The organism is Parachlamydia sp. (assembly GCF_050255895.1).
Lineage (GTDB): Bacteria > Chlamydiota > Chlamydiia > Chlamydiales > Parachlamydiaceae > Parachlamydia > Parachlamydia acanthamoebae.
Genome location: NZ_JBFWIR010000029.1, coordinates 1 through 18,053 on the forward strand (window position 1 = coordinate 1; position 18,053 = coordinate 18,053).

Annotated in this window: 13 protein-coding genes; 8 read left to right on the plus strand and 5 right to left on the minus strand. The window is 39.9% G+C overall.

Annotated elements, in window-relative coordinates; all coding sequences use genetic code 11:
• Positions 1-23 precede the first annotated feature (23 nt).
• Positions 24-1,307: a M18 family aminopeptidase gene (locus AB7E63_RS06605; RefSeq protein ID WP_284452879.1), complete on the plus strand. Its 1,284-nt coding sequence runs from the start codon at positions 24-26 to the stop codon at positions 1,305-1,307.
• 33 nt (positions 1,308-1,340) lie between these two features.
• Here the strand turns inward: AB7E63_RS06605 and AB7E63_RS06610 are convergent, their stop codons facing one another.
• Positions 1,341-2,738: a hypothetical protein gene (locus tag AB7E63_RS06610; protein ID WP_006342159.1), complete on the minus strand. Its 1,398-nt coding sequence runs from the start codon at positions 2,736-2,738 to the stop codon at positions 1,341-1,343.
• A 242-nt stretch (positions 2,739-2,980) separates the two neighbouring features.
• On the opposite strand from AB7E63_RS06610, the gene ispG reads away from it, so the two are divergent.
• Positions 2,981-4,951, plus strand: a complete 1,971-nt coding sequence (ispG, locus tag AB7E63_RS06615) for a (E)-4-hydroxy-3-methylbut-2-enyl-diphosphate synthase (protein WP_428419010.1) — start codon at positions 2,981-2,983, stop codon at positions 4,949-4,951.
• Here the strand turns inward: ispG and AB7E63_RS06620 are convergent.
• Together AB7E63_RS06620 and AB7E63_RS06625 are read right to left on the minus strand one after the other, a co-directional pair.
• Entirely contained in the window at positions 4,932-5,081 is a 150-nt protein-coding gene (locus AB7E63_RS06620) for a hypothetical protein (RefSeq protein WP_006342157.1), read from the minus strand. The genes ispG and AB7E63_RS06620 overlap by 20 nt on opposite strands.
• A gap of 58 nt (positions 5,082-5,139) precedes the next feature.
• Complete coding sequence (locus AB7E63_RS06625) at positions 5,140-7,491, minus strand: FHA domain-containing protein (RefSeq protein WP_006342156.1); 2,352 nt, start codon at positions 7,489-7,491, stop codon at positions 5,140-5,142.
• Between the two features lie 336 nt (positions 7,492-7,827).
• On the opposite strand from AB7E63_RS06625, the gene uhpC reads away from it, so the two are divergent.
• A complete protein-coding gene (gene uhpC / locus AB7E63_RS06630) occupies positions 7,828-9,186 on the plus strand; it encodes an MFS transporter family glucose-6-phosphate receptor UhpC (RefSeq protein ID WP_036746488.1) in 1,359 nt (452 codons plus the stop codon).
• A 589-nt stretch (positions 9,187-9,775) separates the two neighbouring features.
• On the opposite strand, the gene AB7E63_RS06635 is transcribed toward uhpC, so the two are convergent.
• Positions 9,776-9,982 (minus strand): hypothetical protein, encoded by a 207-nt coding sequence (locus tag AB7E63_RS06635; protein WP_013925434.1) that lies wholly within the window; start codon positions 9,980-9,982, stop codon positions 9,776-9,778.
• Positions 9,983-10,306: 324 nt separating this feature from the next.
• Between AB7E63_RS06635 and dnaE the strand changes: the two genes are divergently transcribed.
• The 4 genes from dnaE (at position 10,307) to AB7E63_RS06655 (ending at position 16,094) form a co-directional block, all read left to right on the plus strand.
• A complete protein-coding gene (gene dnaE / locus AB7E63_RS06640; protein WP_428419013.1) occupies positions 10,307-14,071 on the plus strand; it encodes a DNA polymerase III subunit alpha in 3,765 nt (1,254 codons plus the stop codon).
• Between the two features lie 56 nt (positions 14,072-14,127).
• The gene (locus tag AB7E63_RS06645; RefSeq protein ID WP_013925432.1) at positions 14,128-15,126 is read left to right on the plus strand and encodes a hypothetical protein; all 999 of its coding nucleotides are present in this window, start codon (positions 14,128-14,130) and stop codon (positions 15,124-15,126) included.
• A gap of 76 nt (positions 15,127-15,202) precedes the next feature.
• Positions 15,203-15,670, plus strand: a complete 468-nt coding sequence (locus tag AB7E63_RS06650; protein ID WP_232503204.1) for an LPS assembly lipoprotein LptE — start codon at positions 15,203-15,205, stop codon at positions 15,668-15,670.
• The gene (locus AB7E63_RS06655) at positions 15,651-16,094 is read left to right on the plus strand and encodes an ATP-binding protein (protein WP_006342149.1); all 444 of its coding nucleotides are present in this window, start codon (positions 15,651-15,653) and stop codon (positions 16,092-16,094) included. Before AB7E63_RS06650 ends, AB7E63_RS06655 begins: the two co-directional genes overlap by 20 nt.
• Here the strand turns inward: AB7E63_RS06655 and AB7E63_RS06660 are convergent.
• Positions 16,091-16,543 carry a hypothetical protein gene (locus AB7E63_RS06660; protein ID WP_013925430.1) on the minus strand — a complete coding sequence of 151 codons (453 nt, stop codon included), beginning with the start codon at positions 16,541-16,543 and terminating at the stop codon, positions 16,091-16,093. The genes AB7E63_RS06655 and AB7E63_RS06660 overlap by 4 nt on opposite strands.
• Before the next feature lie 305 nt (positions 16,544-16,848).
• Here AB7E63_RS06660 and AB7E63_RS06665 point away from each other — a divergent pair, with 305 nt between their 5' ends.
• Complete coding sequence (locus AB7E63_RS06665; protein WP_237754005.1) at positions 16,849-18,051, plus strand: D-alanyl-D-alanine carboxypeptidase family protein; 1,203 nt, start codon at positions 16,849-16,851, stop codon at positions 18,049-18,051.
• Positions 18,052-18,053: the final 2 nt, after the last annotated feature.

An 18,053-nucleotide genomic window follows, 5' to 3' on the forward strand; every position in this document is an offset into this window, starting at 1 on the left:
AGCCTCACAAAGAAGGATAAAAAATGATCCCTGAAGAAATTCAAGATTTAGTTGTTTTTTTAAAGGAGTCACCGACTGCGTGGCATGCTGTTCGAGAACTACAAGAAAGATTATTAAAAGCAGATTTTATCTTCTTACCGCAAGCCGAGCGTTGGGATATTAAACCGGGAAAAAGCTATTTTACCATAAAAAATGGTTCTTCTTTATGTGCATTTGTGGCGCCTTTGAATCCTCCTAATCTTGTTCGCTTAGCTGCTTCACATACCGATAGCCCAGCCTTAAAACTGAAACCCTATTCAGAATTTTACCGAGATTCAATGGTGTTATTTGGTGTCGAGGTTTATGGGGGACCACTTTTATCTTCTTGGCTCAATCGCGATTTGGGAATTGCTGGACGTGTGATTATTCAAGAACCCGATGGCTCGATTGTTGAAAAGCTTGTCTGTCTGGATGCATACCCCGTGGTGATTCCGCAATTAGCTATTCATTTGGATCCTCAGGTCAATGAGAATGGACTGATTTTAAATAAGCAAAATCATCTCTCCGCTTTAGCCGCGTTAGAGATGCCCTCGGATGCGAAAGGGTATTTGAATTGGCTTTTAAAGCATGAAATAGGACCTCATTCTATCTTGGGAGCAGATCTATTTCTATTCCCTTTAGAAGAACCCTCCTTTATCGGATATGCCAAAGAAATGTTAGCCGCATATCGGATCGATAGCCTAACAAGTGTTCATGCCATTTGGAGCGCCTTAGAGCAAACCCTTCAGCCGGAAAATACGCATCTTAAGATGATGGTTGTTTGGGATAATGAAGAGGTGGGCTCAAGTACGGCACAAGGTGCAGAATCCCCCTTTTTATCTCACACTTTAGAAAGGATTTTGCTAGGATATGGGCAAACGAGAGAAGATTATTTACGTCTGCTGGCGAATTCCATTTGCGTTTCGGTTGACTTAGCGCATGCGGTCCATCCTAACTATATGGAAAGGCATGATCCTTTGCATCAACCGATGCTTGGACAAGGGATTGTTTTGAAATCCAATGCAAAACAACGTTATGCTTCCGATGCGTGGACGAACGCATTAATCACGCATTTATGCCAGAAAGAAAAGATTCCATTGCAACATTTTGTTTCTCGCGGAGATATGTCTTGCGGATCTACCATTGGGCCTATTCATGCAGCTTCTACGGGCATGCCCACAGTTGATATTGGATGTCCACAGCTTTCCATGCATGCAGCAAGAGAGTTGATGGCAACGGCGGACCAACTATCCATGTGCCGTTTATTAGAAGCGTTTTTTAGATATTAAAGAAAAGGCCCTCTAAAACGAGAGCCTTTACATTCAAACATGTTCTTTACTAAGGCGATCTGCATAGGGTGTGGTTGTCAAAAGATCTTGAAAAACAGATTGAGGTTCTAGGAGTTTATCTGTACTCGGATCTGTATCCATATATTCTCCGATAGCTTCTAATACACGACTTCTTTCTGCGGGATCACTTAGGTTATCGAGTTGTGTTTGAATGGCTTTAATTAATTTTGCTCGGACATCTGTGTCTGGAAATACGATATCTCCCAGATTTCGATCCCCACGAATCATGGAAAGGAACTCTTGCGAAGTATTTTTTCCTGCTTCTATTTTGTAGTGGGTTGCTAAGGCCGACGAAAGCAAGACCGCTTTTAAGATACTGGCAAGCTCATCTTTCCGGGCATCTGTCAGTGTATCGGCACCATTAAGTTTATCGACAAGAGAGCCTCGTACAAATTGACTAAAGCTTGGACTCGCGACGAGCTTTAACATTTGTTCGGAATATTTTTGAGCAAAATCTAAATTCAGAGGTTTGCTGCCACCACCACCTGCATTATCCGATATCGTATTAAGTGTTGCGCGATACATGACGCCTGCAGCAAATAACCCTCCAATCAATCCTAATTCTGCGGCCATATTAGAGGGAACAAGAGGCGAAACATACTGCCATTGATCTTGGATTGGGTTATAAGAAATAGGATCTGTTGTCAGTTCAGGCGTCACTGGAGTTGCCAGAAGACTTGCTCCAAGAATGGCACTTGATGCAACAAAGGCTCCAGAAAGCGCCTGTTCAGAGTCTACACTTGGAGAGCTTGCCATATAGTTATCTAATCCATTAATGACGCCTACTTTTAAAGCTTGATCGCGGTTAAAAGCGGCCTCAGGAGCTTGCAATTGAGCAGGAGACATCTGGCTTAATACCCACATTTGATATTCTGGTGTAGCCATAACAGCCAATTGCGTTTGTTCTTCAGTCGAGCGTTGAATGGCGGCATGGTAATCCGCTGACTGCAGTTTTATCCATTCTTGATAAGCGGGGGAATTAATTTTATCATTGTATTCCTTTTCGAGTTTTTTTTGGTTTTCAATCCAGCTATCTAGCATATTTGTAATAATTTCATGATTTTTTTGTTCAATTTGCATTGCGACTTGAATCGCTAAATCACTTGGATTATTAGAAATCTTTAATGCACTGTTTGAACTATAAAATTCAGCAAAATTATTTAGATTAACAATAGGCGGAACCAAAACGGGATTGGCAGAGTCTATTAAAGTTTGTTCTTTTGTTCCCTGACTAGGTTGAATCGTATCGATTGCTTGAGTCGTGGGAGCAGATGTTGTCGAGGAAACTGGACCAACTTGTGTGGTGGATTGGGTTGGTACACCCTGATAAACTTGATTTGGATCTTGGTCATTAACATTAACGTTCAGCATATATCCATCCAATTCATTAAGTTGATAAATGACTCATTATCAAGGAAGATGTTTAGAAAAAAAGCATTTTTTATCGAGACAATTCACCTTCCATTAACTTTATTTTATCATAAAATAATTTAAATTTCATCAGGAAATAAATTTCTTAATTTGTTTAAATTAAGCCCTTTGAAAATTTTGATTGCAGTTAGATCACAATAGAAAATATACTCTTCATAAAACATGGCTTAAAGGATTATAAAATGAAGTACTGCACATCCCATTATCAAACTATCCGCCGAAAGACACGCGAAGTACTAATTGGCAATATCGGTGTGGGAGGAAATCATCCAATTCGGATCCAATCGATGACAACCTCAAGTACACGTAATGTTGAGGCAACAGTGGACCAAATTATACGATTAGCAGATGCTGGATGCGAAATTGTAAGAATGACTGTGCAGGGAATGAAAGAGGCGGAAGCTTGTGAGCACATTAAAAATGATTTAGTCAAAAAGGGATATTTGATTCCTCTGGTAGCAGATATTCATTTTTATCCTCCCGCAGCCATGGGTGTGGCAGACTTTGTCGATAAAATCCGTATTAATCCCGGCAATTATGTCGATAAACGGGCTAATTTTAAAGTTATTGAATACGATGATGCCACCTATGCTGCTGAGATAGAAAAGATTGAGGAAAAATTTACCCCTCTAGTTGAAAAATGTAAACGCCTTAAAAAAGCGATTCGTATTGGCACGAATCACGGCTCCTTGTCAGATCGGATTATGAACCGTTACGGAGACACACCATTTGGAATGGTCGAATCCGCCCTGGAATTTACGCGGATTTGCCGAAAAAATGACTTTCATGACCTCATATTTTCCATGAAAGCCTCAAATCCATTGGTAATGATTCAAGCATATAGATTACTCGTTGCAGAAATGGAAAAATTGGGCTGGGATTACCCTCTCCATTTGGGTGTGACTGAAGCAGGAGAGGGGGAAGATGGAAGAATTAAATCTGCTATGGGAATTGGCGCGCTTCTTCTCGATGGGATAGGGGATACGATTCGCGTTTCATTGACGGAAGATCCTTGGAATGAAGTGGATCCTTGTCAAAGATTAGTGCATTTAGCTCAAAATTGCCAAGGGCAGGGCGTCGCCCCTTTTCAAGAATCTCATCGCTCCATTACAGAAGTAAAAAAACGTGAGATCACTTTTCCTCCACATGTTGCTATGCATCGAAATGGAACAGTCATGATCAGTGTGACCTCAGAAATGTTGAAAAAAACTGATTTTTATCAATCATTGGGATGTGAAAATCAGCTTGGAACGATCAAAATCAAAACATCTACCCCTGATATGATTGTGATCAATCACCCGGAAAGAGATGAAAAAGTTTTGCAAATGCTCAACCGAATGGTAAAAAGTGGAATTGGGCTGGCTTCTCCTTATCCATTAACGCAAGCACTTGTTATTCAGTCTTTACAAGAAGCGATGACTTCCTATCAGAAACAGCAGCAAACGGCTCGATTTGCAGTAGGATTGCCGGCTCGTCCACAGCCTTTAGCGATCGATATAGATACGGATTCTGAAGAAGAATGGAAATGGCTGCATGATTTAAAGCCTGAAGTGATTATTTTTTCCCCAAAAGAGCATCGGTTACATGCCTCTCGTCGGTTTTTTGAATGGATTCAGAATGCTAAAATTTCAACACCTGTGATGCTTCATTTTACTTATGTATCCAACAAAGAAGATTTAATTATTCAAGCTGCTGCAGAATTTGGAGCTTTATTATGTGACGGGCTAGGGGAAGGAATTTGGATTGAAGCACCGCATGAATTGGATTTTCTACGGCAGTTAAGTTTTAATATTTTGCAAGCTGCACGTATGCGCATTTCCAAAACGGACTTTATTTCTTGTCCAAGTTGTGGACGCACGCTATTTGATTTGCAGGATGTTTCAAGGAATATTCGTAATCGCACGGCGCACTTACCGGGGGTCAAAATTGCAATTATGGGTTGCATTGTTAATGGGCCAGGTGAAATGGCTGATGCAGACTTTGGTTATGTGGGTTCAAAGCCAGGGATGATCGATCTCTACTTGGGTAAGCAATGTGTCGAAAAAGTCATCCCTTTTTCAGAGGCTGTTGATCGGGTTGTTGAATTAATCAAGCGACATGGCCGATGGGTTGAACCTGATGAAATCGAAGCCGTTATCTGCCAATCAGAATAAAAATTCCCGCAGCAAGGGCTAAAATTCCTGTGATAATTCCTGGGATAGCAAGCCCCGCTACAGAACTTAACCCTATTAAAATTAAATAAATGGCTAAAAGAATGAATCCAATGTTGTTAATGATATGCATAAAATCCTCCGTGGGTTTTAACAAATCAGTATTGGATTATTCTTTTATTGTCAATTTTTTAGTTTAAGGTTTCTTCTGTTGCTGAAACCGCTTCTTCTATTTCGCTTGTCGCCTCTTCAAAGGGCTTCAATAAAAGGTCTAATTCGTGAAAATAGAATTCCCTTTCTGTCGGAGAATTTATCCAAATTAATTCGAAAATATTTTCTAACATATCTTTAGAAGTTGGAGAAAGCGTGGTTAATTTCTCGTCAGGAGATAAGAGAAATTTCTCGATTATGAGGACAACCTCATTTTTGCACGCATTTTGATATTCAATGAGCTGTTGAATTGAGGGCGAAACACTTAAAGATAGCTTTGGAGTAATTTTTTTGATTTCACTGTGAAGTTCTTCCAAATTAGCTGCGCTTCGAATTTTCTCAATTGCGCTGTCAAATTCTGCTTGAGACAACTGATTTTCTTTTGAACGTTCCTTTAGAATACTTTCTACTAGCGGCATCAAGCCTACAACTTGGACGTATTCGACTACTTCTTTTAAAGGTACGCTTCGATATTCTTCGCTGAGTTTGAAGAAGTTTTCTCCAAAAATATTTTTCTGTTCTTCCGAAATTTTATGGTGCTCCTTAAGCAACTCTTGAAATTGCGTGTGAAAATCGTTCACCGTTCCATTGTGTTCTTTTGCGATTAAATCTTCCATGCGGGTGTGAATAGGTGTAAGGGCACTTTTGCGATCGTTAAAAAGTTTATCGAGTTGTAAATAAAGAGGATTGGAATATAAATGAGAGGGCGTTTCTTCGGCAATTTCTTCCGCCGAGGATAAATCTTCATGCTCTTCTATTGTTTTATCCGAGCTTTCATTAACCACTTGTGAATAATCACCATTTTCCTTTGGACTGATTTCTTCACTCATGAGCATGTGGTTATTGATGATATTACCCTGAGAATTAATCTTTAAATATCCAATTAAGAAACGTGTTTTCGGAACAAAAATAGAAAGGGCTTTTTCAGCTTGAAGAGCTCCGTCAATGCCTTTTGTCGTATAAAGAACAAGATTCGGAAGTTTTTTAAGCATATCGACATCTTGCTGCAAAGTGCTGACTTGTTGATCATTTGATGGACTTTCCAGTAAGGCAATGGCCTTATCAATAATGGTTTCCCCTAGCAGATGATAACGAGGGGCATTATAGATGTAATTTTCTGCTCCAGGTCGTACAACAGAAAGGGCTTTAGGGGGCGTGAATTCACGAATTTTTTTGCTTAATTTTAAAGAAGCCAGAGGAATAAGTTTTCCTTCTTTGACCGCATTCGAAATCTCATTTGGATTTAGCTCGTCCAAAGAGTTGATATTGACGAGAAGGCGATTTAAATTTTTCAAATCTGTAGTTTTTCTCATCTCCATGGAGGCAGAATCCAAAATAATAGCAGCGCGTGGAAGTAACCACTGCCAGGTGCTTGGAGCGGGTTGTGCAATAATTAAAAAATGACTTAAATCGCCACTTGTATATATCCGTAAGAGATAAGGGCAATTATTAAATTTGCCTTGTGCATCCACATCAATCAGAGAACGAGAATTAGGAGGGAGAATAGAGGCTAAACTTGTTTTGAGGAATTCAGGTTGTGACCAATTGCTTTTTTGAGGCTTTAAATGGGACACTTGTGCATAAGTAAGAGCCATCCCCGCATCTGCCACGGCTTCTGCTGCCTTAATTTCATCGCGATCACTCTCGCTACTAATTTTCAAATAAGCAGTTCCAACTAATAGCGTAATAAATGCAACGATGATGGTTCCTAAACTTAACATAAATCCCCAGCTTCGCTGAGAAGGCGGATTTTTGCCTTCACTATTTCTGACAGGGCGTTCATGCAGGGCATATTGATGGTTTAGGCCACTCTCTTGTTCCTGCGGTGTGTGGAGATCGCTTGCAGAATCTTCGTCTTCAATGACAGAATTTCCAAGCGAGATTTCTTTGGAGTGTTCAGGCTGATTTTTTTCAATAGGGGGTGAACCTCTAGCCTCAACTTCTTGTACAAGAGCTGCAACATCAATTTCTTTCGTTTCTGGCTTTGAGAAAGGGACTAAAGCCAAATTTTCTTCACGGATAGGAGTCGGCTCCATTTTTTGTGGAGAAACCTCAACATCAATTTGGGTTTTGCCTATAAATAAAACGGCTTTGTCCTTCAGTCCTTTTTTTCTAAAAGGGAAATCATTCAATGCAACAAAAGGATCGTTGGCATGATTGAAAATATAAAAGCGGCCATTTTGTTCATAAATTTCAACATGGCAAGGGTGCAAGGACTCTTCTGGAAGAGAAATATCAGTTTCTTCTCCTTCCAGCCCTATTTTAACAGAGGGCTTATCGAAGACAAATTCCTCTATGTGGTTATTTTTACAATGTACGGCAAGTTTGATCATCTTGAGTCCTTGCTTGTCTTGGAATCAAGACATTCCCTAGCGTTGTCTTTTTTCCGTCGCTGATTTTCTAGCATATCTGCGTGCAGCCGTCAATAGAAGACTCACGGGATCCGCAAAAAATGTGAGAAAGGCTTGAATAAAAATGAACGAGAAGATTAAAAAGTGACATTTGTTGGGTTTTTTGTAACCAAAATATTTTTGAATTTAAAATGGAAAGGATTTTCCTCTTTAAAAATTTAAAGTATTATGTTAAAGTTTTTCTTTTTCGTCTCGCATCAAAGCGACAGAAATAAAGGAAAAGTTGAGCGAAAGCTCGATAGATGTTGTAAAAAGGAGATGCGCGTGGCCTCTATATTAAATTTACTAAAACCTGCGCCTTATATTGAGCCGATTCAAGATTCTCAAGAAGTTGAAAAATCATACAATTATTGGAGAATTCGGATTCTGTACTCAATGTTTGTGGGGTATGCACTCTATTATTTCACTCGAAAAAGCTTCACCTTTGCCATGCCTGATTTGGCTCAAGAATTGCATTTTGATAAAACGCAATTAGGGATCCTGGGGAGCATTTTTTCTATCACCTATGGAATAAGCAAATTTGCAAGTGGGATATTATCTGACCGTTCCAATCCTAGATATTTTATGGCGCTTGGATTAATGATGACCGGTGTGGTCAATATCTTGTTCGGTTTTTCCTCTTCGATTTTTCTTTTCTCTATTTTTTGGGGATTAAATGGATGGTTTCAAGGCTTTGGCTGGCCCCCATGTGCGCGCTTTTTAACGCATTGGTATTCTCATTCTGAAAGAGGATCTTGGTGGTCCACATGCAGTGTTTCCCATAATGTGGGTGCATTTTTAATTCCGTGGATTGTGGGGGCTTGCCTACATTTCTTGGGTTGGAGATATGCGATGTACGTTCCCGGTATCATCTGCATTCTAGGGGGAGTTTTTCTGATCAATCGTTTACGCGATACACCCCAATCTTTAGGGCTTCCTGCGATTGAGGATTTTAGAAAAGATTACTCTGGTTTTGGTGCTAATGAAGACAAGCAAAAACTTTCAACGAAAGAAATCTTGGTCGAGTATGTTTTGAAAAATTGGTACATGTGGATGCTTGGTTTCGCTTATTTTTTTGTATATGTTGTGCGAACCGGGGTAAACGACTGGACGGTCTTGTATCTTCTAGATGAAAAGGGATATAGCCGTATGGGTGCAAATGCCTGCATCTCTCTCTTTGAAGTGGGTGGCTTTGTGGGAAGCTTATGTGCAGGGTGGAGTTCCGACCGGATTTTCGGGGCTAGACGCGGTCCTGTAAATGTTTTGTTTGCAGGAGGTATGATGTTGTCTGTATTGGCATTTTGGCTTGTTCCTGAAGGATTTGTGATTTTAGATGCCCTTTCGATTTTCATGCTAGGCTTTACCATTTTTGGACCTCAAATGCTCATCGGTGTTGCAGCTGCGGAATTGTCACATAAAGAGGCGGCTGCCACATCCACAGGATTTGTGGGATTTTGCGCTTATATGGGAGCGGCTTGTGCAGGATATCCAATGGGAAAAATTACAGATGAAATGGGTTGGGAAGGTTATTTCATTTCCATGATGATCTGTTGTGGGATCTCGATGCTTGCTCTTGTTCCTCTCTGGAATGCGACGAAGAATCCTCGCCTTGCTAGAGCAGAAACAAAGTTGGCCTAAATTTAAAAAAGCAAGCCCTACCACGGCTTGCTTTTTGATTAATGCTTCCTTTTTTGTATTCCGCTTCTTTCTTGCTTGATCAAGAGCTTGCCCAGCCTTCTTTGCAAAGTCTTTAACAGCAATATCTGGAAAATCAATTGTCAGGACTGTGGTTAGCGCCCCACTTAAGTCTCTTAGTGCGTTTCTCCTTGCTTGATTTGAATCTTTCCTAAAAGCATATTGATAATCAGAGCAGAGCTTTTCGGCACATTTCGCAAAATAAGCTTCTATAGCGCATTCTTGTACAAAAGCACGTTTGCCCACAAGGTTGATGCCCTTCGAATCTTGCAGCTTTTGAATAATTGCATCGACTAATGAACCCCGTTTGTTATCTTCATTTGCAGAGGCGATGTCTTCCAAAAGATGGGGATTAAGAAATGATTCGACTTCTTCTTTCTCCATTTTTCGGAGTTGCTTATCTGAAACATCTGTTCTTCCGCTAGAAACTGGAGCGCCCGTTTTTTTAGATGATTGTGTCTTTTCTGATTTATTCGATACCTTTTTTAGAAAAGTGATTAAATCTTTTTATGAAATTGCCGATTCTTTTTTTTTAAGATGCAAATCTTTGTTCAAACGATTTTGAAGCTTTAAAGGGCTTTCTTTCAATTTGAGCAGATGTCTTTCCCGCTTCTTTTTTTAGTAAGGCGATAGCTTCTTTATTCACAGAAACAGAAGTTCGTAATTTCTTATTTGCTTCCGTCGAACTTTCGCTGGCTTTTTCCCCCAGCTTTGAATAGCTTTTACCACTACGGATCACCTTCTCTTGGGGTGAGCTTACAGAGGGTGGTGAAGGAGGAACTTCATGTTATCCACTTTGTCGCAATGGTTGCATAGGGGAGCCCATAATTATTATTAAGTGTTGGTTTTTATTATATTATGCAATTACTTATTTAAGTTGGTCAAATTGTGGAATTGACCTGCTTATTTTTATTAAAAATATAATCCTTATACAAGGATAATTGTAGTCGATGATTGTTTATTATAGAAATATTTATTGATGGAATCGGGAGATAAAACCTAACATTCAAAATCGCTTTTTGGTATTCTTTTTTCGTCATCAAATGAAGTTTAAAGGTTTTTTATGTGGGTCCCATTACACGTTCATTCACAATACTCGATTTTGGATGCATCGGCTTCTATCAATCTAATTGCTGAAAAAGCGGCTGAATTTAAAATGCCGGCAGTTGCCCTAACAGATCACGGGAATATGTATGGTGCTGTTGAATTTTTTAAAGCATGTCAGGGTGCGCAAGTTAAGCCTATTCTAGGGTGTGAGGTGTACGTTGCTCCAGAATCACGGCTCGATCGTAAGAAAATAGGAAACCGTTCTGATTTTCATTTGACTCTTCTTGCAAAAAGCATGGAGGGGTATAAAAACCTTTGCAAACTTTCTTCTATTGGATTTTTGGAGGGTTTTTATTACCACCCGCGAATCGACCATGAAGTTTTAGAGAAATATAAAGAGGGGCTAATCTGTCTGTCAGGATGTTTAAGTAGTCGGCTATCAAGTGAAATTCTGCAGGGAACTCCTGAGAGCATCCGAAAGCATCTAGCTTGGTACAAGGATTTATTTGGCGAAGACTATTATTTAGAAGTTCAAAGACATACGATGTCTGAAGAAAATATTCAAAGAGATGGCCTTTATCAAGAGACATGGTTGCTTCAAAACTATCAAGAATACATTGAGAAACAGACCAAGGTGACGCAAGCTCTAGTTGAACTTTCTCAAGAGTTTGGTATTCCGTTAGTTGCGACAAACGACAGCCACTATATCGAACGCGAAGATTGGCGAGAGCATGAGATTTTATTGAATGTGCAATCGGGCGAACCTTGTGAAATCTTAGAAAAAGATGCGATGGGGAATCCTAAATTTCGGCAGCTGAACCCCAAGCGACGTGTTTATTCTTCTCATGAATGTTATTTTAAATCACCCACGCAAATGCAAGAAGTTTTTAAAGATCTTCCTCAGGCGCTTGCATCAACATTAGAAATCGCAGAAAAATGTCACGTTCAACTCGATTTTAAAACAAAACATTATCCTGTGTATGTCCCGCCCTTTTTGGAAGGACAAAGCTATACCAAGGAAGAGCGAGCGCAAGCTGTTGAAAAGTATCTTTGGGACCTATGCGAAGAAGGGATTAAGAAACGTTATGATGCGGATAAGCTTGCAAAGATCCAAGAGCTTTTCCCTGATAAAGATCCCACGCAAATTGTACGAGAGCGATTGGAATATGAAATGGGAATCATCGTTCCAAAAGAAATGAGCGATTACTTGCTGATCGTATGGGATTTTATCAATTGGGCAAAAAGAAATCAGATCCCTGTGGGACCAGGACGTGGTTCTGGAGCGGGATCAATCGTTTTATACCTAATCGGTGTGACCGATATTGAACCTTTGCGCTTTCATCTCTTCTTCGAACGTTTTATTAATCCTGAGCGTCTTTCTTATCCCGATATCGACGTAGATATTTGCATGGATCGGCGCGGAGATGTGATCCAATATACCTTGGAAAAATATGGAAAGGATAATGTTGCCCAGATCATTACGTTCGGTACAATGAAAGCGCGTATGGCCATTAAGGATGTCGGCCGTGTGCTAAGTGTGCCCCTCTCTAAGGTCAACGAGATTGCTAAACTTGTTCCAGAGGATTTAAACATTACTCTTGAAAAAGCGCTGGAAAAAGATCCTGATTTGCGTGCGATGTATGAAACAGATGAAGACGCTAAGCGCATTATTGACATTGGGAAAAAATTAGAAGGGTCTATCCGCAGTACAGGGATTCACGCAGCAGGGATCATTATTAGTGGGGCACCCTTATCTTCGATCATTCCCATTTGCAATGCGAAAGATTCAGACATGCCGGCAACCCAGTATTCTATGAAGCCTGTGGAAATGGTGGGCATGCTGAAAGTGGACTTTTTGGGGCTCAAAACTTTGACAGCGATTCAGCAATGTGTCGCATCAGTGAGTGTTAGTACAGGGAAGCTAATCGACTGGGTGAACCTGCCGCTTGATGATGTGCGGACATTTGATTTGCTTAACCAAGGAAAAACGTTAGGTGTGTTCCAGCTTGAATCTGCCGGCATGCAAGATTTGGCTAGGCAGCTGCACTTAGACAAATTTGAAGAGATTATTGCGGTTGGTGCGCTTTATCGTCCGGGTCCAATGGATATGATTCCTTCCTTTATCAATCGTAAGCACGGACGCGAGCCTATTGAAAATGACCACCCTTGGATGAAAGACATCTTGGCTGAAACCTATGGAATTATGGTCTATCAAGAGCAGGTCATGCAAATTGCCAGTAAGCTTGCGCGCTATTCACTTGGTGAGGGTGATGTGCTTCGGCGAGCTATGGGGAAAAAAGACATGGCGCAAATGGCTCAACAGCGAGAAAAATTCCGTTTAGGAGCTCTTGAAAATGAGATTGAAGAAACTACTTCCATGCTCGTATTTGATAAAATGGAAAAATTTGCGGCCTATGGATTTAACAAGTCCCACGCGGCAGCTTACGGTTATCTTTCCTATGTGACAGCCTATTTAAAGGCGAATCATCCGAGAGAATGGATGGCTTCTTTAATGACGTGTGATAGTGATGACTTAAGCAAAGTGGCGAAGTTTATTCGAGAAGCCCAAACCATGGGAATTGCAATTCTTCCTCCAGATATTAACGAAGCAGGATCCACTTTTATTGCAACACCACAAGGGATCCGCTTTGCCATGAAGGGGATTAAAGGGGTCGGAGAAGGGGTCGTAGAGGCAATTGTGCAAGAACGTAACCGTAGCGGTCCTTTTACTCACTTCTATCAATTTTTTAAACGGATCGATTTAAAAAAAGTGGGAAAAAAGAGTATTGAAAACCTGGTGGATGCAGGGAGTTTCGATTTTACAGGATGGTCTCGGGATGCTTTACGTCAAAGTATTGATCCAATGTATGAAACAGCCTTGAAAGAGAAGCGGGAAGAGCAGTCAGGGGTTTTAACATTTTTTGACTTAATGGGAGCTACCTCAGAGGCTAAGTTTAGCTTTGCTCCAAACGTGCTGAATCCGACTTCAAAGCAGAACATCCTGTTGAAAGAGAAAGAATTGTTAGGTTTTTTTCTGACTGGGCATCCTTTAGACAGCTTTCAAGAATATATGCAGCGTTTATCCTGCGTGAATTTTTCCGCGATCGATATGCTAGGAAATGATGCTGTTTTTAGATCCGCTGTGATTATCGAATCTGTGCAGCTCCGTTTATCGGCTAAAACGCAAAAGAAGTTTGCGATTCTGCGGATAAGCGATGGCATTGAAAGTTATGAACTGCCCATTTGGCCGGATCTATACGAGCAAAAAGGGGAGCTTCTTAAAGAAAATCAGCCTTTATATGTCGTCTTGCAAATGGACAAAAAAGAAGAGGCGGTGCGACTTTCTTGTCGTTGGCTAGATGATCTATCTAAAGTGGATGAAGCCATGATTGAAGCTTGTGATAAAGCCTACGATCGCGCAAAATTTCAGGCAACTAGAACATACCCTCAAAAAAGTACGCAAACTGCTGGTCAAGATAAAGGAGGCAGCATGACAAAAAATGTAGCGCCATCCAAACAGCCGGAGCCTGTTAAACCTCCAAAAGAAAGAAAATGTGTCGTCATCCTCGATATGGAAAAGGTGAGACATAGCCAAGTTCTGAAAATGAAAAAAATCTTTTCCGAACATCGGGGTGATATGCCTGTTGAACTCAATTTTATGATTGGAACACGTGAATTAGCCACATTGCATATCGATGTGTCTTCCGGAATTTTGTTTAATTTAAAATTAAAAGAAGAGCTTTTGCAGTTAGCTGCGATTAAAGATGTTCAAGGAGATTGACAGGAAGTTTTGACTAATTTAGACTTTAGTATTTATTTAATTGGGAAGTCATTAAGATGAAAATATTTAGATGTTTATTATGTGTATTGCTTTCAATAGCGGGAATTTCTAGCTTAGAAGCAGCCTATGTTTTTAAAGACGGACGTTTTGTTGATGCAAAAGAACTTGCGACACAGCCTATGCACGTGCATTACAACTTGGGTGTTGAAGCTTACAATGAAGAAAATTGGCATGAAGCTGTTAAACAATTTACAGTGGTTGTTTCAAACTTTTCTTCTTCTTCATGGGCACAAGAGGCTCTTTTCTTTTTAGGAATTGCAAATTTTCATCTTGATGAATTTGATTTTTCTAACCAATATTTTACTGAATACTTATCTGCTAAAGGATGCCCTGAGCACTTTGAAGAAGCCATTGAGTATAAGTTTGCGATTGCTGAGAAATTCCGTGAAGGAGCTCGAAGGCATCTTTTGGGGACCAAACGACTTCCTAAATGGGCATCTGGTGAATCTCTTGCTTTGCAAATTTACGATGAAGTGACAGCGGCAATGCCTTCCCAAGATATCGCGGCTAAAGCTCTTTACTGTAAAGGCTTATACTTATGGGAGCTCAAAGATTTTCGTGAAAGCGTGGATAGTTTTTACCTTTTAATTCGTCGTTTTCCCAAGCACGAACTTGCTCCAGAAAGTTATGTTGCTATTTCGAGAGTTTACCTGGAACAAAGCGCAGTAGAACTTCAAAATCCTGATATTTTGGCATTTGCCGATGTAAATAAGCGTAAATTTGAAAGGGATTTTCCTGGGGAAGAGCGCTTGCTTGAAGTGGAAGCTAATGTGCTAAAAATTAAAGAAATCTACGCACACGGCTTGTTTGAAACAGGGTCTTTCTACGAAAGAAAAGGGCATCCAAAAGCGGCGATTATCTATTACCAAAATACAATTGCAAAGTTTCCTGGCACAGAAATTGCTGAAAGATGCCGTAAACGACTTTTTGTTTTGGGAGCTTGTCCAGAGCTCACAGCAGCTTCGGGTAAGCAAGATGACACAAAAGAGTCTTAAACTATTTTGCTGGGTCTTCCTGCTCATCTTGATGACAGGCTGTGGTTATCGCATAGCAGCGGGGCCCTGCAGTTCAATGAAAACAATTTCTGTCCCTTATGTACAAGGGGATAAGGATGGGGCTTTAACATCTGCGATTGTACGTGAACTATGCAATAGTGATTGCTACCTATACGTCACAAATCAAGGCGATTTATCTCTCATAGTTAAAATTGTAGATTTACGTGATGAAAATATAGGATTCCGTTATTATCGAAAACAACGAGGAAAGCTCACAAATTCGGTGATTCCGACGGAGACTCGTTTATGGGCAAAAGTGGAGATTGCTTTACTGGATAATGACACAGGAAATTATATTTTAGGCCCTGCTCTAATTGAAACGAATGCAGACTTCGATCATGACTACTACTTAAATCTTCACGGCATTAATATTTTTTCCCTCGGCCAGTTGAGTGATGTTGACTCAGCTCGAGATGCTGTATGGGAACCTTTAAACAAAGCCATAAGTCAAAAGATTGTAGATTATGTCAGCAATAGCTGGTAGCAGAGACAATAATATTGCTAAAACTTTTCCCGCTGAATTGGATCAGCTCTATAACATGCTGCGTTTTGTTAAAGAAAACGCATTCGCATTTGGAGTGAATTCGGATGATGCAATTAAAGTTGAATTGGCCATGGAAGAGGCTTTAGTCAATATCATTACCTATGGTTACCCTGAAGATCAAAAAGGGACCATTGAAATTTTATGTGCACCTGTCAAAAAAACGGGCATGCAAATTCTCATCAAAGATCACGGAATTCCCTATAATCCTTTAGCAAATGCAAATAAGTTATTGACCAACACTCCCAGCGGGGGGCAAATCTTGGGCGGATACGGCATTTATTTCATTTTGAAAATCATGGATGAAGTCAATTATCATAGAGAAAGGGATTGCAACTGTCTAACTCTTATTAAATATACGACCTAGGTTGCTTCTGAAGAAGGAGGCGTATCTGTCTCTTGTATCGCTTTAATAAAATCTTCATTTTCTTGGATTTCATGTAAAAATTTTTCAAGAATTCTAAGAACAAGACGGGAAGTATTATAGACTCCCGATGCTAGAAATCCGAGTTCAAGCGTCAGAGATTCCGGATAATTAAGCGCAATCAAAGTCAGTGTTTTGGTCGTGTTTTCAAACTTTTCAGGGATGATCCAAACAACAAAATGCTCATTGATAAGAGTGATTTTATCTTGAGATTCTACAACGTGAAAATAGCGAGTTAAAGCTGCTGGATTTTTTTCCTCGAAAAAGGAATCCAAAAGATCAAACTCAGTCAGTAGAAAAAGATCGACTGGAATAATTCCATCGGGAATCCAATGATTTAGATTCTCCGTGTATTTTTTAAAGTATTCATCTAACAGAGCTAGCTTATTCATATCTATCTCCATAATGCCTTTACCTAAATCAAATAAAGCAACTTCGGTGCCAATTGGTAAAATAGACTTTCGAAACTCAAAATAAGCTCGAAATGAGCCATTTTATTACACGAATAGAAAAAATTATTGGGTAAAGCGTGTTTTTAGATGATACATTTTGAGTTGGAATTCTTTTGCTTTTCAAGTAAAGTAGGCAAAACCAGAACCCAAAATGCTTTATAAGGATGCTTAAACTTACTTATTATTTGATTATCTCTTTATTATTTTTCTCAAATTCCCTTTTTTCAAATACGCTTGATGTTTTTGTGGAAGCGGAAGCTGCAATCTTAATGAATGCAGAAACGGGAAAAATTCTTTATGAAAAAAATATTCACACCTCTTATTTCCCTGCAAGTATTACAAAAATTGCAACAGCCGCTTTTGTTCTTAAATTTTTTTCAGACAAATTAGACGTTATTGTCACTGCGGAGCAAGATTCCATTGGATGGGTGACTGAAGAAGCGAAAAGGAAATCGAACTATACCTTGCCAGCTTATTGGTTAGTTCCCGGGGGAACCCATATGGGAATCATGAAAGGCGAGCAACTTTCTTTAGAGGATCTGCTTCACGGTCTCATGTTGGTTTCTGCTAACGATTCCGCGAATGTTATCGCGCAATACGTGGGAGGGACGGTTCCTGATTTTGTGGATCAGCTCAATGCCTATGCGAAACAAGCAGGATGTCAGCACACGACTTTTCATAATCCGCATGGCTTGCACCACCCCGAACATAAAACAACGGCATATGATATGGCGCTTTTAGCAAAAGAAGCGCTCAGCATTCCTGCATTTTGTAAAATGTTCGGAACGGTTAAATACACAAGGCCTAAAACAAATAAGCAAGAATCTTCTGTCTTAGTTCAAAATCATCCTTTGCTTAAGCAGGGTAAATTTTATTATGCTAAAGCTCTTGGTGCTAAAACAGGTTACACCAATCTCGCCGCGCATAATTTAGTTGTGGCTGCTAGAGATAAAGATCGAACTTTAATTGCGGTCCTACTAAAAACAAAAGAGAGGGACCAGCTTTTTAAAGATGCCATTAAATTATTTGAGACAGCTTTTCAACAACCAAAAGTGGAACGGTTGCTTTTAAGGCAAGGCATTCAAAAATTTACACAAAAACCTAATTGGGCTTCTCAACCCTTAAAAGCCTATTTGGATGAGGATGTCAAGATCTCCTACTTTTCCGCCGAAGAACCTCAAGTCCAGTGTGCGGTTGAATGGTTGAATTTGGAACCTCCCATTCAAAAAGGACAAACGATTGGGCAAGTTTGTTTGACAGATCGGGAAGGAGCCTTTAAAAAATATGTGCCCGTAAAAGCCTATGAGGAGCTCTCGGCGAGCTGGTCGTTCTGGATAAAACAATCATTTGGTGAATTATTATTTTGGCACAAAGCCACAAAAATTTTTGCCATTGTGTGCATATTGCTATTTTTTGGAGGACTCGTATTTCAATTTAGAAGACGTTAGGA